This is a genomic window from Variovorax sp. P4_B11 (genome assembly GCF_056402355.1).
This window is the reverse complement of record NZ_JBFUHO010000045.1, coordinates 39,388-63,085: the sequence shown is the minus strand read 5'-3', so window position 1 is coordinate 63,085 and position 23,698 is coordinate 39,388. Positions and strand designations below refer to the sequence as shown.

Sequence of the window (23,698 nt, the reverse complement as noted above, 5' to 3'; positions counted from 1 at the left end):
CTACTGGAACGACCCGGATGGCCACTTCCTCGAGATCCTCACCCGACCCTACGGCAGCGGCGGCTGAGCCGGGCGCCGCCGAAGCAGACGCGTCCTCCTGTGACGTGCTCGTTGTCGGCGCCGGGCCGTCCGGTATCACCTGCGACGACGCGTCAGCAAGCTCGATGCCGTCGTGCACAGCAAGGCGACGGCCGGCCAACTCAAGCCCATGGACCATGACCGATTGTCGTATCTGGCCGGTGGCCTGAAGTGGCGGCTGTGGCATGGTCGGCCCGCACAGGACAGGCGTCTCCACGAGGCGATGCTACATGTCTTGGGAAGACCGTGGTGACACGCAGGGCGGGGTAGTCGTACCTATTGTGCAAATCGGTGCGCTTTGGGTCGAAAAGTCGTTCTGCGACAAGGACTTACGAAATCCGGTTCTCCGCGCGCGAGCCACATTTATAAGTCGTTGATTTCAACGGAAATTTTCGGCGCCACCGTGTCATTCCGCACCGAAGGTACGACAACCCCAGCGACAGGAGAGGTTTGCCATTCGTGGACGACGCCGCGCACCTGGTCCTCGACCTGCCGGCGGGCAAGCAGGCGATTCACTCCGGCACCGAGGAGTTGGTCATAAGGCGTCTCGACATGGCGGATGTGCGCCACGACAGCGAGGAGCACCGCCTTTTCGTCGAGGTCCCTGGCGGCTGCCGAGCGCCCGACCCGACCGCTGTACTTGAGGCAGGCGTGCTCCGCGATGGCGCGCTCGGCTCCGGCAGGACAGCTTGGGTAGCACTCACGCACGCGCTGCGCAAAGCGCTCCACATAGGTCTGGTCCTGGTCTGCGCGCCGCTGGGCCTCGCGGTTGCGCCGCCGTGCCCGCGCATCGTCATCGGCCATGCATTCCGCCTCCGCCCGGGCGAGACCCGCTTCCTCGACCAGGACACCTTGCCGTTCGTAGTGGCGGCGGGCGTGGCTCCATCGGAGGACCACGGCGGACAGCGTCGAGTACTTTCGCGCCCGGCGCGTCAGTGCGGCGACGCCGGGTGGCAGGAAGACAAGATGCTCCAGGTCGGCACAGGACAGGCAAAGCGCACCGCGTTCGCCGGCCAGGCAGATCCACGCGTGGCGACCCAGCTTTTGACCGCAATCGTCGCAGGTCGACTCGCCGGTGGAAATGAAGACCTTCAGTTCCTGCGATTCAGGCATGGTCGGCACCAGTGGTGGCAAGGACGAGGCGCCAAGGTACTGCGCACGAACTCGCACGGCAATAGCCGACATGGCCGTGGGTGCCCGACCTTTTGGTCGATGTGCGAGGCAGAACCGACGGGCCTTTGGATCCCAGCTCGTGGCTGCTCGACAGGGGCCGTGCCATGCAGCCCCGGGTTGACATGTATTTAAACGTTGGGTTAAATAAGGCATGGATAGACTCAGCACCACCTTCGCCGCCCTGGCCGACCCGACACGACGCGCGATCCTCGCGCGACTGGCGCAGGGCCCGGTGCATGTGGGCGCGCTGGTCGAGCCGTTTCCGATTTCCGGGCCGGCGATCTCGCGCCACTTGCGCGTGCTCCAACAAGCCGGTCTGATCGAGCGCGAGACCAGCGCGCAATGGCGGATCTGCCGCCTGCACGGACCCGGCCTGCGTGCCGCGCACGACTGGTTCGAGCCGTACCGTACGTTCTGGGAGCAGAGCCTGGACCGCCTGGCCGAGTTGCTCGAGTCACCTCCTGCGCCTGGCGACACGGCAAGCCGCAAGCGCCGTGCCGCCATCCCTGTCAAGTCCCCTCGCCGCCGAAGGAGCCGCCCATCATGAATGCACCGCAGGACTTCACACTGGACCTCACTCGTTTCATCCGTGCCCCGCGCGAGAAGGTGTTCGATGCCTTCATCGACGAGGCCGTGCTGGCGCGCTGGCACTGCCCGCGCGGCATGTCCGTGGCCAGCGCGACTGTCGACGCCCGCGTCGACGGCGCCTGGCGCATCGACATGCGCACGCGCGAGAACGCCAGCCACTCGGTAGGTGGACGCTACCGCGAGATCAAGCGCGCCGAACGCCTGGTCTACACCTGGGTCTGGGAGGAAAGCATGGAGGGCATGGGTGGCTTGCAGACGCTGATTGAGATCGACTTCGTGGCGCGGGATGAAGGCACGGAGATCCGCATGCGCCACATCGGCTTCCCCTCGGAGGCTGCCCGCAACGGCCACAACCAGGGCTGGAACTCGGTCTTCAACCGCCTCACCGACCTGCTCGACGCGCGCGGCAGCGCCGCCACACTCACGCTGCTGGGCGATACAGCCAGCAGTTATGTGCGCAGCGCGCGCATTGGCCTGGCCGAGAAGGGCCTGGCCTACTCGCTGCAACGTGCGGCACCGAACAGCCCTGAGGTCGACGCGATCCATCCGTTCGGCAAGATCCCGGCGTTTCGCGATGGCACGACCGAGATTTGGGAGACCAGCGCGATCCTGCGCTACATCGACGAGGGATTCGACGGTCCATCCCTGAACCCCGGCATGCTGGTGGACCGGACGCGCACCGAACAATGGGTGAGTGCGGTCGGCGCCTACATGTACGACACCATGGTGCGGCGCTACGTGCTGCAGTACATCTTTTCGCGCGGCGAGGGCAGTAGTCCCGACCGGGCTGTGATCGACAAGGCAGTGACAGAGATGGTCCGTCCGCTCGATGCGCTGGAGCGCTGCTACCATGGCCGCGACTTCATCGGCGGCGCCTCGCCTTCGTATGCGGACATCCTCGTCACACCGATCCTGGACTACCTCGGTCGCTTCCCCGAGGGTGCTCAGTTGCTGTCGGACCGACCGAACATCCGGCGCGCATTGGGCGTGATGCGGGCACGCCCCAGCTTTGCCGCTGCCACCGCCCCGCATGATGCAACCCCTGCCGCTGCAACGCGGTGAAAGGAGAATCGAGATGAGCTATCTGCCTGGAAAATTCGTCTGGTTCGAGCATGTTTCCAACGATCCTGCGAAGGCGCGAACCTTCTACGAGCCGCTGTTCGGCTGGCATGTCGAGAACATGCCCATGGGCGAGATGCAATACGCGATGATCATGAACGGCGCCGACGGCATTGGTGGCTTCATGCAGGCCGACGGCGGTGCGCGCTGGGTCTCCTATGTCTCGGTGCCGGACGTGGACAAGGCCTACGCGGCTGCGCTCGCCGCCGGTGCCAAGAGCGAGTCGCCACCTACGGACTACGGCCCGGTAGGGCGCGGCGCGGCCGTGGTCGACCCGACCGGCGCGCGCATCTCGTTGTGGAAGAGCGCGCAAGAAGACCGTCCCGACCAAGACGCGCCCGTGGGCGGCTGGGTCTGGAACGAGCTAGCCACTTCGGACCCTCAGGCGGCGCTGAAGTTCTACACCGGACTCATCGGCTACACGCAGGACGCGATGCCCATGGATCCCGGGGGCACCTACTACCTGCTGAAGACAGAGGGCGACAAGGGTCGCGGCGGCGTCATGCAGTCGTCCGACCCGAAGATGCCTTCGCAGTGGGTGCCCTATGTGAACACGACCGACTGCGACAGCACGCTCGCCAGGGCCGGCCAGTTGGGTGCGACAGTCTGCATGACGGCTACCGACATCCCGGACGTCGGCCGCATCGGCATGCTGCGCGACCCGCAGGGGGCGTTGATTGCGGTGATCAAGCCGATGCCACGGAGTTGAGGCGTCTTGACGAAGTGCGACTGAAACCAACATCGGACTCTTCGAGGGAAAGACAAGACTGGCACGTCGGCGTGAAGGCTGCGTCGTCGCAGTCTCGGCGCCGTCCCTCGCACAGTGCTCTCCACCGCTGGCCACGCGCGGCCGCCGGCGTCCCGCATGGGGGTGGGCGGCTATGCCAGCGCAAGCGCCTGGTGATCAACGAAGGCCACGGAACCGGGTCAACTCCAAGTCCATGCTGGACTTCAGGATGCGCTCCGTCATCAGGGTTCTGTCGCGGTAACGGCGCGGAGCCCAGTGGAGCCAGACTATCGCCTGCCGCTCAAAAGGCCAGCGAGTAGAACTTCGATGCTGCGGGCGTGACTTGGCCTTCAGCGCAATCGAGCTGGCCCTTCTTGATCATGTGCATCAACTCAATGCCGGCAATGAGAAGGTTTTGTCGCGTTAAGCCGGTCGAGGCGGGGAGCTGTCAGGATTTTTGTGTTCGAGGCGGTTGGTGAATTTGCGCTCGACTGATTTCTCTGATGTCTTCAGGCCCCTGCCAGGCCACCGGGGCAGCGCAGCTGCCCCTTCTTGACCATGTGCATGGTCTCGATGCCGGCGATCAGCCGGGCAGCACCGTCAAAGGACTTGAATCCCATCATCGGTCGGATTCTCCGCTTGATGCTTCGATGGTCCTGCTTCACAAGATTGTTCAAGTACTTGGACTGTCGCAGTTCGATGACGCCGCCGCGATCGGCGAGCAGACCTCGCACTGCAGCGGTGTTGGCACCACTCTTGTCGATGGTGATTTTCTCCGGCACTTCGTGCTGGGCGATTGCGCGCTCGAAGAACCGGCGCGCTGCCGCCGTGTCACGGCACGCGGTCAGCAGGAAGTCAACCGTCTGGCCCAGCCGATCGACGGCTCGGTACAGATACTTCCACTGGCCGCCCACGAGCAGGTAGGTTTCGTCGACGCGCCATGAACGCCCCACCGGGTGCTTGCGTCGACGAAACACCTTGGCCAACACGGGCAACATCTTCAGTGACCAGCGGTGGACGGTGGCGTGGTCGACCAGCACACCGCGCTCGGCCATCATCTCTTCCAGGTTGCGCAGGCTCAAAGGGTAGGCCGCGTACCAGCGAACGCACACCAGCATGATCTCCAGCGGGAAATGCAGCCGCTTGAGCACCCCTCGCAGGGTTGAGTTCGCAAGTTGGACGTGCAGCGGTACCATGGGCTCGATTGTGGCCGACCGGCTTATCGCGACAGAACCCGATCAACACTCCACGCGACCTGGGGTGGACGTTCTTTGACACAACCTGGCCGGTGACCCTGGCCGAGTTAGCTAGGCTCTCCGGCAAATTGCCAAACACGGGCGCATCCGCTACAACGGCTCGCGGCGGCGTACTGCCAGCAAACAACCCGGTCATGGAGGCTCATATGCCGCTGTTCCTTATCGAGCGCAATTTTGCGGAAAAGCTCGAGCTAAACCACGCCGGCGTGTCGGCCATTTCGAAGATCAACGGCGAGGAAGGCGTGAACTGGCTGTTCTCGTTCCTGAGTGCCGACAAGCGAAAGTCCTACTGCCTCTACGAGGCGGCCAACCCAGAGGCCATCCGGGAGGCCGCACGACGTGCGGACGTGCCGGCCGACGTGATCATCGAGGTGTCGCAGTTCCGCCCGGAGTTGATGCTCGCGGCGGGCGCCTGAGCTTCGGATAGCGGCGTCGGCGGCGCGATGGTCAGAACTAACTATTTCGCCACGATGGAGTGATGCGTACAACTTCACGGTGGATTCGTGTTCAACCGGACGCACCACTCTTGGAGATACGCCATGCTGACCCCTGACGCCATTGCCGAGTTTTCCTCTACCTTGCGCGGCCACCTGATTCAGGCCGGCGACGCCGAATACGACGAAGCGCGCCGCGTCTACAACGCCATGATCGACCGCAACCCGCGGTTCATCGTGCGCTGCCGCGACGTCGCGGATGTGATCTGCAGCGTCAATTTCGCGCGCAACCATTCGCTGCTGCTGGCGGTGCGCGGTGGCGCGCACAACGGCGGCGGACTGGGCACATGCGACGACGGATTGGTTATCGACCTGTCGGGTCTCAATGGAATCCGCGTCGATCCCGAGGCGCGGACCGTGCGGGTCGAAGGCGGATGCACCTGGGGCGATGTCGACCATGCGACGCACGCCTTCGGCATGGCGACGCCCAGCGGCATCATCAGCACCACCGGCGTCGGCGGCCTCACCTTGGGCGGCGGCATCGGCCATCTGTCGCGCAAGTGCGGACTCTCGGTCGACAACCTGCTGGAAGCCGACGTCGTGCTGGCCGACGGCTCGCTGGTCACCGCCAGCGCCGACAAGAACCCCGACCTTTATTGGGCACTGCGCGGCGGCGGCGGCAACTTCGGCGTCGTCACGTCGTTCCTGTTCCGCTTGCATCCGGTGTCGATGGTGGTCGCTGGCCCGACCTTCTGGCCGTTGGAGAAGGCAGGCGAAGTGATGCGCTGGTACCGCGACTTCATCGTCACGGCGCCGGAAGACCTGAACGGCTTCTTCGCCTTCCTGACGGTGCCCCCGGTGGCGCCGTTTCCGGAAGCCTTGCGGGGCATGAAGGTGTGCGGCGTGGTCTGGTGCTACACCGGCGCGGTGGAGGCGGCCGACGCGGTCTTCAAGCCCGTGCGCGAGTTCGGCACGCCGCTGATGCACGGCGTGCAGCCGATGCCGTTTCCGGCGCTGCAGGCTGCGTTCGACGGGCTCTATCCCCCGGGCCACCATTGGTACTGGCGCGCCGACTTCGTCAATGAGCTTTCGGATGCCGCCATTGCCGAGCACCAGCGCTTCGCGGCGCAACTGCCGACGGGCCAGTCCACGATGCATCTCTATCCGATCGACGGCGCGGCGCATCGGCCCAAGGCCGCCGACACGCCCTTCGCTTACCGCGACGCCTCGTGGGCGGAGGTGATCGTCGGCGTGAGCCCCGATCCGCAGGACGGCGCCGAGATCACCGCCTGGACCAAGAACTACTGGGATGCATTGCATCCGTATTCGGCCGGCGGCGCCTACGTGAACATGATGATGGACGAAGGCGACGAGCGCATCCGCGCCGCCTATCGCGGCAACTACCAGCGCCTGGCGCAAATCAAGCGGCAGTACGACCCGGACAACCTGTTCCGGGTGAACCAGAACATCCGGCCGCAATAAGCGGCAGCATCGCGCCTACTCCCTCAGCAGGCCCTCGCGGCTGGCGAACGCGGCGGCCTCGGTGCGGTTGGAGGTGTAGGTCTTCTCGAGGATGCTGCGCACATGGTTGGCGACGGTATTGGGGCTGATCTCGAGCACCTGGCCTATCTCGCGGTTGTTGCGGCCCATCGCCATCAACCGGAGCACGCCGACTTCGCGTTCCGTCAGGCCGCAGGGAAAGGCAGGGGGTGGCGCGGCAATGGTGTTGGCCAGCGCCATGATGCGCGGCACCAGGGCGTTCATGCCCAGCGCGGTGGCTTCGGCCAGTGCCTCGGCGAGCAGCGTACGGGCGCGGTCCATGTCGCCGGCCAGCGCGCGCCGCTGCAGCATCACCGCATAGGCGTACCGGCTGTGCGCGAGCCAGACGCGCGAGCCGGTTTTGAGGTCCATCGCCAGTGCAGCCTCGAAGTGGCGCTGCGCGACCAGCCACTGGCGCATGACGGTGGCCAGGCTGCCCAGCACCCGGTCGGCAGAGCCGAGGCACGGCCCGCCCGAGTCGGCCACCAGATTGGCGCCACCATGGTCTTTCAGCAGCGGATACAGCAGCGCCGCGCGCTTGGCATCGCCTAGATAGACGCACACCTCGGCGGCGAACATCATGACCGTCATCGTGCTGGCGTCGGTCGGCGCGGTCGAGGCGCGCTGCCATGGCAGGCTTTCGAACTGCGCCGCGCATTCGGCACGCATGTCGAGCTCGGCATAGAGCAGGGTCAGGCCGGGCACCCAGGTCTGCGACGTCGGCGTCGTGCGCACGAAGTGCTGCAGCAGAGGCAGCGTCTCGCGCAGCCGGCCCTGCTCGCGCCGCAGGCAGAACATCTGTGTTCCATAGACGCCGACCGCCAGATCTTCGGCCACGCGACGGCCGATCACCAGTGCCTTGTTGGCCCACGCTTCGGCATCGGCAAAGCGTCCTTCGTTGATGGCGACCACGCCCTCGACGAAGTTGCAGATCGCCTGGTCGTGCAGCGAACCCTTCTCCTGTGCCATTCGCAAGCCTTGCGCCTTCACGCGCGCGAGCGCGGGCACGTCGCCGGCGCGGACCAGATTCATCATGAAATACGGCAGCAGCTGCAGCATGAAGCGGGGCAGCTTCATACGGTCCGCAATGCCCCAGGCCTCTTCGGCGACCGACAACTGTTCGTGCAGTTGGTCCGGCCAGTAAACCGCCGAGGCGATCGTGGTCAAGGCCAGGCAAAGGCCACGGCTGTCACCGATCCGGCGCGCCAGGGCGACGGCGCGCCGATGCGCCTCCCTGGCGTCGTCGGCGCGATTGCAGTAGATATAGGCGCGGCACAGGTGCGCGAGCAACTCGACCCGCAACGGGTCATCGGCCTGGTGCAGCGCGATCGCTTCCAGCAACAGGGCCACCGACACCTCACCGGATCGCGCGGCGGCCACGTTGCTGGCTTCGAAGCCGACCGCGGCGCGGGCGAACAGCAAGGCAAGGCCCTGGTCGCGCGCCAGCTCGGCCGCCTCCTGGTTGGCCGCCCGCGCCAATTCGCCAGCGCCGACCAGCCACTCGACTTCTCCCAGGTCGAGCAGCAATTCGCAGCGCTGGGCCAGGTCCTTCGAGAAGTGCTGCTTCTGCAGCTGAAGCGCCAGCCGGTACAGGCGGACCGACTCCTCGAAAGCCAGCAACTTCGCGGCGTGCTCTGCCGAACGCCGTGCGTAAGCCAGTGCCTTGACGACGGCGCCGGGTCCGGCCTCACTGAAGTGGTAGGCCAGTTGCGGGAGCACGATCGGGTCGTCGGCGCCCGATCGCTCTTCCAGTATTTCACCGATGCGCAGGTGCAGCCGGGCGCGGCGAAGTCCCAGCATCTCGTCGTAGATGCATTCGCGAATCAAGGCATGAGAGAACCTGAACTGCTGCGATTGCGGCACCGGCTCGATCAGGTGCACCGCCATGGCTTCCTCCAGCGCAACCAGCACGTCGTCCTCGGACTTGTCGGTGTCGAGTTGCGCGAGCAGGTCGAGCCCGAAGACCCGCCCGATGCAGGACGCGATGGAGAGCAGCCTTCCGGCCGATGTGCTCAGTCGGTTGAGGCGCTTGCCGATCACTTCGCGCACGCCGGTGGGGACCTTCTGCAGCAGCCGCCAATCGTCGTCGGCCGTGCCCGGGGCGCTCGGCACGCGCGTCTCCGTCATGAAGCGCATCGTCTCCTCGAGAAAGAGCGGATGGCCTTCGGTGCGCAGGTGGATCGCGTCGACCAGCCTGGCGCTCGCGGAGCCGCCGCTCGCCGCGGCGATGAACTCCGCTGTTTCGCGCTCGCTCAGGCCGGCGAGTTCGATCCGGCGAAATGCGGACGATCGCCCGAGTTCCGCCAGCGTCTCGAACAGCGGATGCTGGCGCGACAGCTCCGCATCGCGATAGGTGCCGACCAGCAGCAGGGCACTGTCCTCGAACTCGGCGACGAGGAACGCCAACAGCCGCAACGAGGTGGCATCGGCCCAGTGCAGGTCCTCGAAGATCAGCACCTGCGGCAGCCGCCGCGCGGCGCGCCGCCAGAAGCCTGCGACCGCATCGAACAGCTTGAAACGCGACTGCGCGTTGTCGAGCGCTTCGACGCCCGGTTGCTGCGACGCGAAGGCCTCGCTCACTTCCGGAACGATGCTTGCGATGTCGGCCAGTCCATTGCCCAGCGTTTCTTGCGGATGGGGGTCGCCTGCGCTTTGCAGGTAGCTGCGAATCAACTGGCGCCAGGGCCAATAGGGTGGGGCGCCGGGCTCTTCGAGGCAGCGACCCCACAATACGGGAACGCCGGCCTGTTCGGCGTGCGCGGCCATCTCCTGCGCCAGCCGCGTCTTGCCCATGCCGCCCGAGCCCGACAGCAGCACGACCTGCCCGTGGCCATTTCGAGCGCTGTCGAGCGCCCTGGTGAGTTGCAGCATCTCCTGCCGCCGCCCGACGAAAAGGCTCGAGGAACGCTTGGACAGGCGCGGCGCCGGCGCGGCGGCGGGTGTGGCTTCGATGCCGAGGTCGATCGAAAACGCATGGATCGGCGTTGCGATGTTCTTGAGTTGCTGTTCGCCCCGGTCGGTGAAGGTGGCGGTGACACGGCCCCGGACCACGCCGCGGACTGCGTCCGACACGGTGACGCCACCCGGATCAGCGAGCGCCTGAAGCCGCGCCGCGACGTTGACGCCGTCGCCGTACACGGTGCCGTCGTCCTTCTCGGCGACATCGCCGAGGTTCACGCCGATGCGAAAGCGCAAGCGCTGCGCTTCGGCAACGCCCTCGTGCGCACGGGCCAGGCCCCGCTGAATCGCCAGCGCAGCATCGACCGCGCCGGCGGCGGTCTCGAAGACCGCGAGCACCGAGTCGCCCGCCATGTCGATGACACGGCCGTGCTGAGCCTCGATGTGTTGCCGGAACACGATGCGCGCTGCATCGAGGGCTGCGACGGTAGCGCCTTCGTCCAGCGCCATCAGGCGCGAGAACCCGGCGGCGTCCGCGGCAAGGATCGCCGTCAGCCTGTGTTTGACGGATGGGTCTGTCAACGGCAGCGATTCCAGTCGTGAACCTGAGATCCAATTGAGCAGTATCAGTGTCGTCGCCGGCATGGTCAAACGACCGAGAAGCCCAGCGAGGCACCCCGCGCGCAGGCACGCGGTCGAAGGCAGCTTGAGGCTCGCCGAACGGTTTCTGGTTGCTGGCGCCTCGCGCCATGACCCTGGGCCCGCTGACCTGGAGGGCTTTATTGTGCTTTATGGATTCCATATAATTATTCAAAATCCATAAACAAGCATAAATTCATGAGCATCTATCGCCGCACCGAACTGGCCCAGGCCATGACAAAGCAGCTGCTCCACCCCGGCGTGCTCGACGAGGGGCTGCGCTCCGGCCTGTTCCTGTCCGGCCTGCGTCGGATCGGCAAGACGACCTTCCTGCTCAACGACCTCATTCCGGCGCTGGAGGAGGCTGGCGCGCTGGTGATCTACGTCGACCTCTGGACGGATGCCCAGATCAACCCCGCTACGCTCGTCCATGCGGCCATCCGCAAGACCCTGGCGGATCTCCAGTCGCCGGCGTCCTCTGTCCTGGAGAGGCTCAAGCGCGTCGGCGGCGTCGACGTGGGCGCCCTTGGTTTCAAGTTCGGCTTCAAGCTGGACGCCATCGGCGCGAAGGGCGGCCCCACGCTCGCCCAAGCCCTGACGGAGGTCGTTGACCAGGCCAAGACCGACGTTGTCCTGATCGTCGACGAGGTGCAGCACGCGATCACCTCGGAGGATGGGAACCAGATGCTGCTGGCTCTGAAGGCCGCGCGCGACGCTATCAATCCGCGCCCCGGCACGCCGGGCCACTTCCTCTTCATCGGCACAGGCTCGCATCGCGCACTCGTGAACGAGCTGACGGCGCGCCGGAATCAGGCGTTCGTCGGGGCGACCTCCGTCGCCTATCCCGTGCTGGAAGGCGACTACGTGGAGCACCTGATGGGGCGCTTGCGGCAGGAGGGTGCGACCGCGATGCCTACTTTGGCGGTGGCGATCGAGGCATTCAAGGCGCTCGGCAATCGGCCCGAGGAGATCCGCAAGGCGCTTCGGAACCTGCTCCACTCGCTTCCTCCCGGCGGAGATCCTGACCTGTTCCTGCCCGTCATTGCGGCAACGCTGCGCACGGCCGCGGCCGATTTAGAGCTTGCGAAGGTCGAGCAAATGGGCGGTCTCGCGACGGCAATCTTCGATCGGATTGCCTCAACCGACGGCGATGCGCGCGGGATTTTCTCGGCCGAGGCTGCGGCCGACTACTCGAAGGCCGTGGGGCGCGAGGTTCGCGTCGAAGAGGCGCAGCCAGTCGTGAACGAGCTGCTTGCGGCAAATCTGATCATGCGCAAGGCCCACGGTATCTATTGCGTCACCGATCCTTTCGTGCAGACCATCTGGCGTGAAAAGAAGGCCATCGAGGGCGACATCTGAGAGCAGGTGCAGCCAAGCGGCCCGAGGCCGTGCGGCTGCATCGGATCGTGGACGAGTTCCTGCGAATCGTGCCCATCCTGCCCTGGGACGCCAAGGCGGGGCGTTGCGGCTTCGGAATTTGGAACCGCCCCGAAACCGGCTTATCGTCTTGCCCGTAGCGGCATCCGCTCGATCGAGGCCTTGAAGTCCGCGGCCAAGAGCGACAACTCGCTTCTGTCGCCCACTTACAATGCTGCGCTGCACCATGTGTCCATGGCGACATCCGATTCCCGGCCTTGGCCTCATCAGCAAGTTCGGGCCTTGACAACCGGCGATCGGGGCTGCAGCCGCCCGATCGGCCGATTTGGAGCAATCAATGAACCGCCCGCAACCCCCATCGTCCGACGGTGTCAAGCCCTCGCTGTTGCGCCGCATTCCACTGGCATTCGGCGCCTTGTTCGACTTGTTGGTGAATGCAGATCTGGCAGCGCGGTATGCCGCGCTGCGCGATGGCGCTGTACCGCCTCCGACTCCGACTACGGCTGCACCGGCGCCCGGACCGTCGGTGCTGAAGGAACCTAGCCCCGACGCCGCGCTGCAACTGCTCGCGCTGCTGCAGCGTGACGCGCGGTTGATCGATTTTGTCGGCGAGGATCTGAGCGGCTATGCCGACGCCCAGATCGGCGCGGCGGCACGCCTAGTGCACGAAGGCTGCGCCAAGGTGCTGCGCGAGCATTTCAGCCTCGTGCCGGTGCGCGACGAGGCCGAAGGCAGCCGCGTCACGTTGCAGGCGGGCTTCGACGCCGCGGCGGTCCGCGTGACTGGCAACGTGGTCGGTCAACCGCCCTTTGCCGGCAGCCTGAGGCATCGCGGCTGGCGCGTCACCGAGGTGCGCTTGCCCAAGCTGGCCGAGCAACACGACGCGCGCGTGGTGGCGCCGGCGGAGGTTGAGCTGTGAGCGGGCCGCGCTTTGCGATCGGCGTCGACCTCGGCACCACGCACAGTGCGCTGGCCTACGTCGACATCGCCGGCAGCGACGGCGACGCCACCGTTCACGGCACGCTGCCGATTCCGCAGCTCACCGCGCCCGGCGCGGTCGAATCGATGCCGCTGCTGCCGTCGTTCCTGTACCTGCCGCATGCCGACGAAATGGCGGCCGGTGACCTGGTGTTGCCCTGGCCGGCCGAGGGCCAGCATGTCGTCGGCGAGCTGGCGCGCAGCCGCGGCGCGACGACGCCGATCCGGCTGGTGTCGAGCGCCAAGAGCTGGCTTTGCCACCCTGGCGTCGACCGGCGCGCCTCGATCCTGCCGCACGACGCGCCGCCCGAGGTGGCTCGGGTGTCGCCGCTCGACGCCTCGACGCATTACCTGGAACATGTGCGCAGCGCCTGGGACCACGCGCACCCCGAGGCGCCGTTCGCCGAGCAGGATGTGACGGTGACGATCCCGGCGTCGTTCGACCCCGCCGCGCGCGAGTTGACGGTCGAAGCCGCCAAGACCGCGGGCTGCAGTTCGCTGACGCTGCTGGAAGAGCCGCAATCCGCGCTGTACAGCTGGATCGAGGCCAGCGGCGGTGGCTGGCGCAAGCAGGTGCAGCCGGGCGACATCATCCTGGTGATCGACGTCGGCGGCGGCACCAGCGACTTCTCGCTGATCGCCGTGCTCGAACGCGACGGCAACCTCGAGTTGCACCGTGTCGCAGTCGGCGAGCACATCCTGCTCGGCGGCGACAACATGGACCTGGCGCTGGCGCACGGCGTCGCCCGCAAGCTGGCCGCTGCCGGCACCACGCTCGATGCGTGGCAGCTGCGCGCGCTGACCTACGCCTGCCGCAGTGCGAAGGAAAGGTTGCTCGGCGATACCGGGCCGGCCGACACCAGCGCACAACCCATCGTCGTGCCCAGCCGCGGCAGCAAGTTGATCGGCGGCTCGATCCGTACCGAGCTGACGGCCGACGAGGTGGGCACGACGATCGTCGACGGCTTCTTCCCGCAGGTCGAGGCCTCGGCACGGCCGATGAGTCGGGTGCGCGCCGGCCTGGCGCAGCTCGGTCTTCCGTATGCGCAGGATGCGGCCGTCACGCGCCACTTGGCGGCGTTCCTCGGGCGGCAGGTCGGCGCGGTGGCCAAACTCGAGGGCTTCGACGACCGCGTCGGCAGCCGCTCGGAAGGCGCCAGCTTCCTGCATCCAACCGCGGTGCTGTTCAACGGCGGCGTCTTCAAGTCGGCGCTGCTGGCCGATCGCACGCTGGCGACCGTCAACGGGTGGCTCGCGGCCGAGGGTGCCGCGCCGGCACGGCTCCTGGCCGGCGCCGACCTCGACCTGGCGGTGGCGCGCGGCGCCGCCTACTACGGCTATGTGCGGCACGGCCGCGGCGTGCGCATCCGCGGAGGCACCGCGTTCGCGTACTACGTCGGGGTCGAATCGTCGATGCCTGCGGTGCCCGGCATCGAGCCGCCGGTGGAGGCGCTGTGCGTGGCGCCGTTCGGCATGGAAGAAGGCACCGAAGCCGAACTACCGGCGCTCGAGCTCGGACTGGTGGTCGGTGAGCCGGTGCACTTCCGCTTCTACGCCTCATCGGTGCGGCGCCAGGACAGCGTCGGCACGCTGCTCGACGCCTGGGCACCCGACGAACTGCAGGAACTCGCCCCCATCTCGGCCACGCTGCCGCCCGAAGGCCGCAGCCCCGGCGAGGTGGTGCCGGTGCGGCTGCACGCCCGCGTGACGGAAGCCGGCACGCTCGAACTCGAAGCGGTGCCGCGCAGCGGCGGCGAGCGCTGGAAGATTGAATTCGATGTGCGCGGCGAGCGCCAGCAGGACGCGTAGCGGTCCCAAGCCGGGTGCCGGCGCCGGCAATGAGCGCCGCGCCGGACCGCTCCAAGCAAGCTCGCACGCAGTGCGAAGCACGGAGGTTGTCCAATGACGGCCGCCTGGACGGTCGGCATCGACCTCGGCACCACGCACACCGTCGTCGCCTATGCGCCGGCGCAGGGCCGCGTGGATGCCATCCGCTTGTTCGACATCGAGCAGTTGGTCGCGCCCGGCGAAGTGGCGGCGCGGCCGCTGCTGCCCTCCATGCGCTACCACCCGGCGCCGGGCGAACTGGCGCCGGGTGACTTGGCGCTGCCTTGGGCGCCGGCCGGCGCCGGCAACGCGGCCGTGATCGGCAGCCTGGCGCGTCGACTCGGCGCCCAGGTGCCCGGGCGGCTGGTGGTCAGCGCGAAGAGCTGGCTGTCGCATGCCGCGGTCGACCGGCTGGCGCCCATCCTGCCCTGGGGCGCGGCGGCCGATGTGCCGAAGGTCTCCCCGGTGGAGGCCAGCGCGAGCTACCTCGCGCACCTGCGCGCGGCCTGGAACCATCGCTATCCGACAGCCCTGCTCGAACACCAGGAACTGGTGCTGACGGTGCCGGCCTCGTTCGACGACGCGGCGCGCGCACTGACCGTCGAAGCCGCACGCGACGCCGGCCTGCCGCTGCTGCGCCTGCTTGAAGAGCCTCAGGCTGCGCTGTACGACTGGCTGTTCCGTCACCGCAACGCGCTCGCCAAGGCGCTGGAGAGCACGCGGCTGGTGCTGGTGTGCGATGTCGGCGGCGGCACCACCGACCTGAGCCTGGTGCGCGTCGACTGGGATGGAGCCGAGCCACGGCTCGAGCGCATTGCGGTCGGCCGCCACCTGATGCTCGGTGGCGACAACATGGACCTGGCACTCGCGCACTTGGCCGAAGCCAGACTTGACTCAGCGGCGGGCGAGCCTTCCGCGCGCCTGTCGGCGAGCCAGCTGTCTCAACTGGTCGAACGCTGTCGCGCCACCAAGGAACGACTCCTTGCCGCCGACGCGCCGGCGAGCGCGCAGGTGACGCTGCTCGGCGCGGGTTCGCGCCTGATCGGCGGCGCACGCTCGGTCGTGCTGGGCCGAGAAGAGGTCGAGCGCATCGTGGTCGATGGCTTTTTTCCGCAGGTGGCGGCCACTGAACTGCCGCGGCGCGAGCGCGCCAGCGGCCTGGTCGCGTTCGGCCTGCCGTACGCCAGCGACCCAGCCGTGACGCGCCATATCGCCGGCTTCCTGCAACAGCACGCGTCGGCCGACTGGCCCGACGCGCTGCTGCTCAACGGCGGCGTGTTCCGTGCCGATGCGATCGCCGCGCGTCTTCACGCGACGCTCGGCGCGTGGCGCGGCGCGCCGCTGCAAACGCTGCACAACGCCGACCCGGACGTCGCGGTCGCGCGCGGCGCGGTTGCCTACGCGCTGGCGCGGCGTGGCTTGGCGCCGAAGATCGGCGGCGGTTCGGCGCGCAGCTACTTTCTGCCGCTCGACGACGGCAAGGGGCGAGGCGTCTGCGTGCTGCCGCAGGGCAGCGAAGAAGGCCGCGAGATTCGCCTCGAAGGCCGGAATTACGTGCTGCGCGTCGGCGAACCGGTGCGCTTCCACCTCGTTTCGACCACGGCCGGTGGCGCGGGCCAGCCCACACCGCTGGCCGGCGAACTGGTCGATCTCGGCGGGCGCGATGTGCAGCCGCTGCCGCCGGTTGCCACCGTCGTGCGGGCCGATGGCGGCACCGTGCGACGCAACATCCCCGTCGCGCTGGCGACGATGTTGACCGAGGTCGGCACGCTCGAAGTGCACTGCATCTCCGCCAGCGACCCGACGCAGCGCTGGAAGCTCGAGTTCCAGCTGCGTGCCGATTCGACTGCCCCGGCATCCGCCGGGGCCGGACTGCCACCGCGCTTTGGCGAGGCGGTCGAATGCATCGAGCGCGTCTTCGGCGCGCGCGACCGCGAGGTAGGACCCAAGGCAGTCAAGCAGTTGCGCACGCAACTCGAAGCCCTGCTCGGCAGCCGCGAGCGTTGGCCGACCGCGCTGCTGCGTCCGCTGTTCGATGCGCTGTGGCAACGCGCGCGTGGCCGCCACCGCTCGGCCGACCACGAACGTCTGTGGCTGAGCCTGGCCGGCTGGTGCCTGCGGCCGGGATTCGGCGATGCGCTCGACGGCTGGCGCATCGAACAGTTGTGGTCGATTTTCGAGCTGGGCGTGCAGCACGGCCGCGAGCGCCAGGTCAATGCCGAATGGTGGACGCTGTGGCGCCGCGTTGCCGGCGGGTTGGACGAGGCGGCCCAGCAGCGGCTGCTCGAGGATTTCGCGATCAACCTGCGTGGCGAAGAGGCGGGCATCCACGTACGACCACCGCGGCTCGTCAAGGGGGGCTGGGACGACATGGTGCGCATGGGCGCTTCGCTCGAACGCATCCCGGCCGATCACAAGGTGGAGATCGGCGACTGGCTGGTCGAGCGCCTGCAGCGACCGGGCGCCGCAGGCGATCCTCAGGCCCGCGACACCTGGACGCTGTGGGCCATCGGCCGCATCGGTGCGCGCGCGCCCCTGTACGGCAGCGCGCATGGCGTGGTGCCGGTCGCCGCTGCCGCCGCCTGGCTCGACGCCCTGCTCGCGCTGGACTGGAAAGGCGTCGAAGGCGCCGCCGCCGCCGCCGCCAACCTGGCCCGTCTGAGCGGTGATCGCGCTCGCGACCTGTCGCTCGAAGCGCGCGAACGAGTCATCGCCCGGCTCGAGGCCCATCGGGCTCCGGCGCCGTGGATCGCCCGGGTGCGCGAGGTCGTTGCGCTCGACGAAGCCGGCGAACGCGGCGTGTTCGGCGAAGCCTTGCCGCCGGGCTTGAGGCTGATCGGCTGAGTGTCGACAAGAAGAGGCGAGCGGCAGACCGTATCAAACTACACGGAAAGGATCATCACCCCATGATGAGGAACGCTGGCATGAAAGCGAAGGTCACGCGCTCCGATCAGGCGCGCGTGCGCCCTCACATGCCCGCGTTCGAATATCGCTCGACCTGGCATTCGAAACTGCCGGGCGCCGTCGAGCAGGCCGTGGGCTGAAGTGGCGTCGCGGTGCCCGCACAGCCGGCCAGCAGGCACAGAAGCATCAGCAGCGTGATCCTGGACATACGAGTTCCCTTACAGGCGTTGACCTCCATTCAGGGTAGTCGTTCGGGCCGCAGGTGCAATGAACCGGCGCCGATCGAACGGTCGCACTTGACAGCGCTGTCCCGTCATTCAGGTAGCGGCAGGGCACTGGTGCACTTGAATTCGTCCAGGCAGACGCTGGAACGCACGCCGTCGACGCCCGGCAGCCGCATCAGCTTGTCGATCAGGAACCGCGACAGCCCCTTGAGGTCGCGCGCGATGACCTTCATGACGAAGTCGTAGTCGCCGGTGATCGAGTAGCACTCGAGCACCTCCGGCATGTCGATGACCACGTTGGTGAATTTCGACAGGTCGCGGATATGCCCCTTTTCCATGGCCACGAGGATGAAGGCCACGACATGCAGGTCAAGCCGCGCTGGGGCCAGGCGCGTCTCATAGCGCGCGATGAATCCCGCTTCTTCCAGCCGACGGTGGCGGCGATGGCATTGGGCGGGCGACAGGCCCGCAGCCTCGGCGAGTTCCAGATTGGACGCGCGCCCGTGTTCCTGCAGGAAGGCCAGGATTTTGCGGTCGGTACGGTCGAAATCGGGGTCGTACAAGATCGTCTCCTTTTTTGTTCAGAACGAGAAATTATGTTGCTTGTCTGAGGGTTCGCCCCAACCCGCGATGAAAACAGATTGTCCGTGCGGAAGTTCACACTTCTCTTCCTGTAAGGCGGCTCCCGGACGGTGATCAAACAGGTTTCCGGTCGAGGCAGTTTTCTAAATTGATCCACGCCGACTATTTCTCACAAGGACCTCAACGTGCAACATTCTTTCCTGCGTTCCTCCCTGGCCCTGATCGCTGCCGCCGTCGCCACAGCCGCGGCCACGCCCAGTTTTGCTGCCGAGAAGTCGGTCGCGGTCACAGCGATCGTCGAGCACAAGGCGCTCGACGCCGTGCGCGACGGCGTCAGGGACGAGCTGAAGTCGGCGGGCTTCGAAGCCGGCAAGAACCTCAAGTACGAATACCAGAGCGCGCAGGGCAACAACGGCACGGCCGCGCAGATCGCCCGCAAGTACGTCGGCGAGCGGCCCGACGTGATCGTCGCGATCGCGACGCCCTCGGCGCAGGCCGTGGTCGCGGCGAGCAAAGACATCCCGATTGTCTACAGCGCTGTCACCGACCCAGTCGCGGCCAAGCTGGTCAAGGGCTGGGAGGCTTCGGGCACCAACGTGACGGGCGTGTCCGATCTCTCTCCGCTGGACAAGCACCTCGAACTGATCAAGCGGGTCGTTCCCAACGCGAAGCGCGTCGGCGTGATCTACAGCCCGGGCGAGGCCAATTCGGTGGCGATCATCGAGGCGCTGAAGAAGGCCGTGCCGGCCGCGGGCATGACGCTGGTGGAAGGCGCCGCGGCGCGCACCGTCGATGTGGCGAGTGCGGCGCAGAGCCTGGTCGGCAAGGTCGATGTCATCTACGCGCCCACCGACAACAACGTGATGTCGGCATTCGAGGGCATCGTCAAGGTGGCCCAGCAGGCGAAGATCCCTGTGGTCGCGGCAGACACCGATGCGGTCAAGCGCGGCGCCGTCGCGGCGCTGGGCCTGAACTACTACGACATCGGCCACCAGACCGGCAAGATCGTGGTGCGCATCCTCCAGGGCCAGGCAGCGGGCACGATCGCCTCGCAGACCAGCAACACCTTCGAACTGCACGTCAATCCGGGCGCTGCGCTGAAGCAGGGCGTGACGCTGTCGGACGAGCTCGTCAAGTCCGCGCAAGTGGTGGTCAAGTAAACGGGCATCGCCAACATGTCGCTCATTGCTTCACTGGGTGCCATCGAAATCGGTCTGATATTCGGACTGGTCGCGCTGGGTGTCTTCCTCTCGTTCCGCATCATCAATTTCCCCGACCTGACGGTCGACGGCAGCTTCCCGCTCGGCGGTGCTGTTGCCGCGGCGCTGATTGTCGCGGGCTGGAACCCGTTTGCCGCCACTGCGGCGGCCATCGTCGCCGGCGCGCTGTCGGGCTATCTCACCGCGTGGCTCAACGTGCGGCTGCGCATCATGCAGCTGCTCGCCAGCATCCTGGTGATGATTGCGCTCTATTCGGTCAACCTGCGCGTCATGGGCAAGCCCAACATTGCGCTGATCGACGAGCCCACGGTGTTCAGTCTGCTCGAATTCGGCGGTCTGCCGGACTACGTCCTCAAGCCGCTGGTGCTGCTCGCGATCGTGGTCGCCGCCAAGGTTCTGATCGACCTGTTCTTTGCGTCGGAAGTCGGCCTGGCCATGCGCGCCACCGGCGGCAATCCGCGCATGGCGCGGGCGCAGGGCATCTCGACCGACCGGCTGACGGTGTGGGGCCTGGCGCTGTCCAACGGGCTGGTCGCGCTGGCCGGGGCCTTGTTCGTGCAGAGCCAGGGCGGCGCCGACATCTCGATGGGCATCGGCACGATCGTGGTCGGCCTGGCCGCGGTGATCATCGGCGAAACCATCCTGCCGGCACGCAGCCTGGTCATCACGACGCTGGCTTGCGTGCTCGGTGCCGTGCTCTACCGCTTCTTCATCGCGCTGGCGCTCAACAGCGACTTCATCGGCCTGAAGGCCCAGGACCTGAACCTGGTGACCGCCGTGCTGGTCGCGTTCGCGCTGCTCGTTCCCACCTACAAGCGCAAGCTGGTTGGCCTATGGCCCGGCGTGCGCGCCAATCCGGCACACGTCGTCAAGGAGGCCAAGTAATGTTGCGCGCCAAAGGCCTGGAAATCACCTTCAACCCCGGCACCCCGATCGAGAACCGGGTGCTGCGCGGGCTGGACCTGAACATCCCCACAGGACAGTTCGTCACCGTGATTGGCTCCAACGGGGCCGGCAAGTCGACCTTCCTGAACGCAGTGAGCGGCGACCTCGCTGTCGACCGCGGCAGCATCCAGATCGACGACAGCGACGTCACGCGCCGCTCGGCATGGCAGCGCTCGGACCTGGTCGCGCGCGTCTTCCAGGACCCGATGGCCGGCACCTGCGAAGCGCTCACGATCGAGGAGAACATGGCGCTGGCGTGGAAGCGCGGTGCGCGCCGCAGCTTCGGCTTCTCGCTGACGCGCAAGCTGCGCGAGTTGTTCCGCGAGAAGCTGAGCATCCTCAACCTCGGGCTCGAGAACCGCCTGGCCGACCGCATGGGCTTGCTCTCCGGCGGGCAGCGTCAGGCCGTGAGCCTGTTGATGGCCTCGCTGCAGCCGTCGCGCATCCTCTTGCTCGACGAGCATACGGCCGCGCTCGATCCGAAGACCGCCGCCTTCGTGCTCGAACTCACCGCGAGGATCGTCGAGGCCGGCAAGCTGACGGCCATGATGGTCACGCACAGCATGCGCCAGGCGCTCGACTACGGCACGCGCACGGTGATGTTGCACGAAGGCCACGTGATCCTCGACGTCAAGGGCGCCGAGCGCGCCGGCATGGACGTGCCCGACCTGCTGCACATGTTCGAGAAGACTCGTGGCGAGAAGCTCGATGACGACAAATTGCTTTTGGCCTGACTCCACAGAATCTGAAAGACCGAGATGAAAGAACTGCTGAATCGCTTCGAGAACAAGGCGCCTGAGATCGTCTTCGAATGGCACGACGCCGAGACGCCCGCCAAGGGCTGGGTGGTCATCAACTCACTGCGCGGCGGTGCTGCCGGTGGCGGCACGCGCATGCGCCCGGGGCTCGACCGGCGTGAGGTCGAGTCGCTGGCAAAGACCATGGAGGTCAAGTTCAGCGTCTCCGGCCCGGCCATTGGGGGCGCGAAGTCGGGCATTGATTTCGATCCCGCCGATCCGCGCAAGAACGACGTGCTGCGGCGCTGGTACAAGGCGGTGACGCCACTGCTCAAGACCTACTACGGCACCGGTGGCGACCTGAACGTCGACGAGGTGCATGAGGTGATCCCGATCACGGAGAGCTATGGCTTGTGGCATCCGCAGGAGGGTGTCGTCAACGGCCACTTCGAGCCGAGCGACAGTGAGCGCATCCAGAAGGTCGGGCAACTGCGCATGGGCGTGGCCAAGGTTGTCGAGGACCCGCACTACACGCCTGACTCCGCCCGCAAGTACCTGGTGGCCGACCTGATCACGGGCTGGGGGCTGGCCGAATCGGTGCTTCACTACTACAGGCTCTACGGCGGCGAGGTCGCCGGCAAACGCGTCATCGTGCAGGGCTGGGGCAATGTGGGCTCTGCCGCGGCCTACTACCTTGCGCAAGCCGGCGCGCGCGTGGTCGGCATCATCGATCGCGAGGGCGGGCTGCTCAATCCCGACGGCTTCAGCTTCGAACAGGTCCGCACGCTGTTCCTGCAGAAGAAGGGCAACCAACTGGCCGCGAAAGACATGCTTCCTTTCGACGTCATCAATCGTGCTGTCTGGTGCGCGGGCGCGGAAATCTTCCTGCCCTGCGCCGGGTCGCGCCTGGTGACGCAGCAGCAGATCGAGCAGTTGGTCAAGGGCGGGCTCGAAGTCGTGTCCAGCGGCGCCAACGTGCCCTTTGCCGATCGCGAGATCTTCTACGGCCCGATCTACGAGCAAGCCGATTCGAAGGTGGCGGTGATTCCCGACTTCATCGCCAATTGCGGCATGGCGCGTGCGTTCGCGTTCCTGATGCAGGACGACGTGAAGATTTCCGACAAGGCGATCTTCGACGACGTCTCGGCCACCGTGGCGTCAGCGCTCGAACGCTGCCGTGCGCGCTCCGGCGACCGCACCGGCATTGCCCGCACCGCGTTCGAGAACGCGCTGACCGAGCTCGTCTGATGCGTACACTCCGCTCACTCTCATCGTCAACGCAACCACAGGACCAGTGCCATGCCGGATCTGTTTGAGAACCCCATGGGCCTGATGGGCTTCGAGTTCGTCGAGTTCGCCTCGCCCACACCCGACACGCTCGAGCCCTTCTTCGAGAAACTCGGCTTCCAGCTCGTGGCCGAGCACCGTTCCAAGGACGTGGTGCTGTACCGCCAGGGCGACATCAACTTCATCGTCAACCGCGAACCCCACAGCCCGGCGGCGTATTTCGCCGCGGAGCACGGTCCGTCGGCCTGCGGCATGGCGTTTCGGGTCAAGGACTCGCACAAGGCCTATGCGCGGGCGCTGGCGCTCGGCGCACAGCCGATCGAGATCGCCACCGGGCCGATGGAACTGCGGCTGCCGGCCATCAAGGGCATCGGCGGTGCGCCGCTGTACCTGATCGACCGCTTCGAGGACGGCAAATCCATCTACGACATCGATTTCGAGTTCCTCGACGGCGTCGAGCGGCATCCCGTGGGCCACGGCCTGAAGCTGATCGACCACCTGACCCACAACGTCTACCGCGGCCGCATGGCCTTCTGGGCCGACTTCTACGAGAAGCTGTTCAACTTCCGGGAGATCCGCTACTTCGACATCCAGGGCGAGTACACCGGCCTGACCTCGAAGGCCCTGACCGCACCCGATGGCAAGATCCGCATTCCGCTGAACGAAGAGTCTTCGAAAGGCTCGGGCCAGATCGAGGAATACCTGATGAAGTTCAATGGCGAGGGGATCCAGCACATCGCGCTGCTCAGCGACAACCTGATCGACACCATCGACCAGCTCGGTCTGGCCGGCGTGCCGTTGATGACCGCACCCAACGACATCTACTACGAGCTGCTCGAGCAGCGGCTGCCGGGCCACGGCCAGCCCATCGCCGAGTTGCAGGCGCGCGGCATCCTGCTGGATGGCACCACCGAGGGCGGCGGCAACCCGCGGCTGCTGCTGCAGATCTTCTCGGAGATCGCCTTCGGCGGCCCGGTCTTCTTCGAATTCATCCAGCGCAAGGGCGATGACGGCTTCGGCGAAGGCAACTTCAAGGCACTGTTCGAGTCGATCGAACGCGACCAGGTGCGTCGCGGGGTGCTGAGCGCGGCATGATCTGATCGCGGCGGGCGCTGGAACTCGCCTGATGCGATGCAGCCACGGCTCACGCCAATCGATCCTTTTGC

General features: G+C 66.7%; 19 protein-coding genes and 1 pseudogene. 14 read left to right on the top strand and 6 right to left on the bottom strand.

Features of this window, described 5'->3' with window-relative positions; translation table 11 throughout:
- Positions 1–295: hypothetical protein (locus AC1DYD_RS29840; RefSeq protein WP_478176360.1), on the bottom strand; the 295-nt coding region annotated here is incomplete at its 3' end.
- A 146-nt stretch (positions 296–441) separates the two neighbouring features.
- On the bottom strand, positions 442–1,191 hold the full coding sequence (locus AC1DYD_RS29835) for a DUF2293 domain-containing protein (protein ID WP_478176359.1): 750 nt from the start codon (positions 1,189–1,191) through the stop codon (positions 442–444).
- Positions 1,192–1,402: 211 nt separating this feature from the next.
- Between AC1DYD_RS29835 and AC1DYD_RS29830 the strand changes: the two genes are divergently transcribed.
- The 3 genes from AC1DYD_RS29830 to AC1DYD_RS29820 are packed head-to-tail and all read left to right on the top strand — an operon-like array spanning position 1,403 to position 3,667.
- Positions 1,403–1,798 (top strand): ArsR/SmtB family transcription factor, encoded by a 396-nt coding sequence (locus tag AC1DYD_RS29830; protein ID WP_478176358.1) that lies wholly within the window; start codon positions 1,403–1,405, stop codon positions 1,796–1,798.
- The gene (locus AC1DYD_RS29825) at positions 1,795–2,901 is read left to right on the top strand and encodes an SRPBCC domain-containing protein (protein WP_478176357.1); all 1,107 of its coding nucleotides are present in this window, start codon (positions 1,795–1,797) and stop codon (positions 2,899–2,901) included. The genes AC1DYD_RS29830 and AC1DYD_RS29825 overlap by 4 nt, the downstream gene beginning before the upstream one ends.
- A 13-nt stretch (positions 2,902–2,914) precedes the next feature.
- Entirely contained in the window at positions 2,915–3,667 is a 753-nt protein-coding gene (locus AC1DYD_RS29820) for a VOC family protein (RefSeq protein WP_478176356.1), read from the top strand.
- Between the two features lie 319 nt (positions 3,668–3,986).
- On the opposite strand, the pseudogene AC1DYD_RS29815 reads toward AC1DYD_RS29820, so the two are convergent.
- Positions 3,987–4,097: pseudogene (locus AC1DYD_RS29815) on the bottom strand (IS6 family transposase); the annotation flags it as partial.
- Between the two features lie 97 nt (positions 4,098–4,194).
- Positions 4,195–4,881: an IS6 family transposase gene (locus AC1DYD_RS29810; RefSeq protein WP_478176355.1), complete on the bottom strand. Its 687-nt coding sequence runs from the start codon at positions 4,879–4,881 to the stop codon at positions 4,195–4,197.
- Between the two features lie 92 nt (positions 4,882–4,973).
- Here AC1DYD_RS29810 and AC1DYD_RS29805 point away from each other — a divergent pair, with 92 nt between their 5' ends.
- Both AC1DYD_RS29805 and AC1DYD_RS29800 read left to right on the top strand, forming a co-directional pair.
- The gene (locus AC1DYD_RS29805) at positions 4,974–5,357 is read left to right on the top strand and encodes a DUF4242 domain-containing protein (RefSeq protein ID WP_478176354.1); all 384 of its coding nucleotides are present in this window, start codon (positions 4,974–4,976) and stop codon (positions 5,355–5,357) included.
- 123 nt (positions 5,358–5,480) lie between these two features.
- Positions 5,481–6,857, top strand: coding sequence for an FAD-binding oxidoreductase (locus AC1DYD_RS29800; RefSeq protein ID WP_478176353.1), 1,377 nt, complete (start codon positions 5,481–5,483; stop codon positions 6,855–6,857).
- Positions 6,858–6,872: 15 nt separating this feature from the next.
- Here the strand turns inward: AC1DYD_RS29800 and AC1DYD_RS29795 are convergent, their stop codons facing one another.
- On the bottom strand, positions 6,873–10,394 hold the full coding sequence (locus AC1DYD_RS29795) for a helix-turn-helix transcriptional regulator (RefSeq protein WP_478176352.1): 3,522 nt from the start codon (positions 10,392–10,394) through the stop codon (positions 6,873–6,875).
- A 255-nt stretch (positions 10,395–10,649) separates the two neighbouring features.
- Here AC1DYD_RS29795 and AC1DYD_RS29790 point away from each other — a divergent pair, with 255 nt between their 5' ends.
- From AC1DYD_RS29790 to AC1DYD_RS29775, 4 genes are all read left to right on the top strand, one after another.
- Complete coding sequence (locus AC1DYD_RS29790; RefSeq protein ID WP_478176351.1) at positions 10,650–11,810, top strand: AAA family ATPase; 1,161 nt, start codon at positions 10,650–10,652, stop codon at positions 11,808–11,810.
- A 355-nt stretch (positions 11,811–12,165) separates the two neighbouring features.
- Positions 12,166–12,747, top strand: a complete 582-nt coding sequence (locus AC1DYD_RS29785; protein WP_478176350.1) for a DUF2760 domain-containing protein — start codon at positions 12,166–12,168, stop codon at positions 12,745–12,747.
- Positions 12,744–14,615 carry an Hsp70 family protein gene (locus tag AC1DYD_RS29780; protein ID WP_478176349.1) on the top strand — a complete coding sequence of 624 codons (1,872 nt, stop codon included), beginning with the start codon at positions 12,744–12,746 and terminating at the stop codon, positions 14,613–14,615. The genes AC1DYD_RS29785 and AC1DYD_RS29780 overlap by 4 nt, the downstream gene beginning before the upstream one ends.
- Before the next feature lie 93 nt (positions 14,616–14,708).
- Positions 14,709–17,477 carry an Hsp70 family protein gene (locus AC1DYD_RS29775; protein WP_478176348.1) on the top strand — a complete coding sequence of 923 codons (2,769 nt, stop codon included), beginning with the start codon at positions 14,709–14,711 and terminating at the stop codon, positions 17,475–17,477.
- 373 nt (positions 17,478–17,850) lie between these two features.
- Here the strand turns inward: AC1DYD_RS29775 and AC1DYD_RS29770 are convergent, their stop codons facing one another.
- Positions 17,851–18,324 carry an Lrp/AsnC family transcriptional regulator gene (locus AC1DYD_RS29770; RefSeq protein ID WP_286526708.1) on the bottom strand — a complete coding sequence of 158 codons (474 nt, stop codon included), beginning with the start codon at positions 18,322–18,324 and terminating at the stop codon, positions 17,851–17,853.
- A gap of 204 nt (positions 18,325–18,528) precedes the next feature.
- Here AC1DYD_RS29770 and AC1DYD_RS29765 point away from each other — a divergent pair, with 204 nt between their 5' ends.
- The 5 genes from AC1DYD_RS29765 to hppD are packed head-to-tail and all read left to right on the top strand — an operon-like array spanning position 18,529 to position 23,627.
- Positions 18,529–19,503, top strand: coding sequence for an ABC transporter substrate-binding protein (locus AC1DYD_RS29765; protein ID WP_478176347.1), 975 nt, complete (start codon positions 18,529–18,531; stop codon positions 19,501–19,503).
- 15 nt (positions 19,504–19,518) lie between these two features.
- The gene (locus AC1DYD_RS29760) at positions 19,519–20,448 is read left to right on the top strand and encodes an ABC transporter permease (RefSeq protein WP_478176346.1); all 930 of its coding nucleotides are present in this window, start codon (positions 19,519–19,521) and stop codon (positions 20,446–20,448) included.
- Entirely contained in the window at positions 20,448–21,242 is a 795-nt protein-coding gene (locus AC1DYD_RS29755; protein WP_478176345.1) for an ABC transporter ATP-binding protein, read from the top strand. Before AC1DYD_RS29760 ends, AC1DYD_RS29755 begins: the two co-directional genes overlap by 1 nt.
- A gap of 24 nt (positions 21,243–21,266) precedes the next feature.
- Positions 21,267–22,493, top strand: coding sequence for a Glu/Leu/Phe/Val dehydrogenase dimerization domain-containing protein (locus tag AC1DYD_RS29750; RefSeq protein WP_478176344.1), 1,227 nt, complete (start codon positions 21,267–21,269; stop codon positions 22,491–22,493).
- Positions 22,494–22,544: 51 nt separating this feature from the next.
- A complete protein-coding gene (hppD, locus tag AC1DYD_RS29745; RefSeq protein WP_478176343.1) occupies positions 22,545–23,627 on the top strand; it encodes a 4-hydroxyphenylpyruvate dioxygenase in 1,083 nt (360 codons plus the stop codon).
- The last annotated feature ends 71 nt before the right edge of the window (positions 23,628–23,698 follow it).

Bases quoted from the DNA above. Each gene is read 5' to 3' on its own strand.
- AC1DYD_RS29820 (WP_478176356.1), top strand. From the start codon at position 2,915: ATGAGCTATCTGCCTGGAAAATTCGTCTGGTTCGAGCATGTTTCCAAC.
- AC1DYD_RS29810 (WP_478176355.1), bottom strand. From the start codon at position 4,881: ATGGTACCGCTGCACGTCCAACTTGCGAACTCAACCCTGCGAGGGGTG.
- AC1DYD_RS29775 (WP_478176348.1), top strand. From the start codon at position 14,709: ATGACGGCCGCCTGGACGGTCGGCATCGACCTCGGCACCACGCACACC.
- AC1DYD_RS29830 (WP_478176358.1), top strand. From the start codon at position 1,403: ATGGATAGACTCAGCACCACCTTCGCCGCCCTGGCCGACCCGACACGA.
- AC1DYD_RS29825 (WP_478176357.1), top strand. From the start codon at position 1,795: ATGAATGCACCGCAGGACTTCACACTGGACCTCACTCGTTTCATCCGT.
- AC1DYD_RS29755 (WP_478176345.1), top strand. From the start codon at position 20,448: ATGTTGCGCGCCAAAGGCCTGGAAATCACCTTCAACCCCGGCACCCCG.
- AC1DYD_RS29760 (WP_478176346.1), top strand. From the start codon at position 19,519: ATGTCGCTCATTGCTTCACTGGGTGCCATCGAAATCGGTCTGATATTC.
- AC1DYD_RS29785 (WP_478176350.1), top strand. From the start codon at position 12,166: ATGAACCGCCCGCAACCCCCATCGTCCGACGGTGTCAAGCCCTCGCTG.
- AC1DYD_RS29790 (WP_478176351.1), top strand. From the start codon at position 10,650: ATGAGCATCTATCGCCGCACCGAACTGGCCCAGGCCATGACAAAGCAG.
- AC1DYD_RS29835 (WP_478176359.1), bottom strand. From the start codon at position 1,191: ATGCCTGAATCGCAGGAACTGAAGGTCTTCATTTCCACCGGCGAGTCG.
- hppD (WP_478176343.1), top strand. From the start codon at position 22,545: ATGCCGGATCTGTTTGAGAACCCCATGGGCCTGATGGGCTTCGAGTTC.
- AC1DYD_RS29800 (WP_478176353.1), top strand. From the start codon at position 5,481: ATGCTGACCCCTGACGCCATTGCCGAGTTTTCCTCTACCTTGCGCGGC.
- AC1DYD_RS29750 (WP_478176344.1), top strand. From the start codon at position 21,267: ATGAAAGAACTGCTGAATCGCTTCGAGAACAAGGCGCCTGAGATCGTC.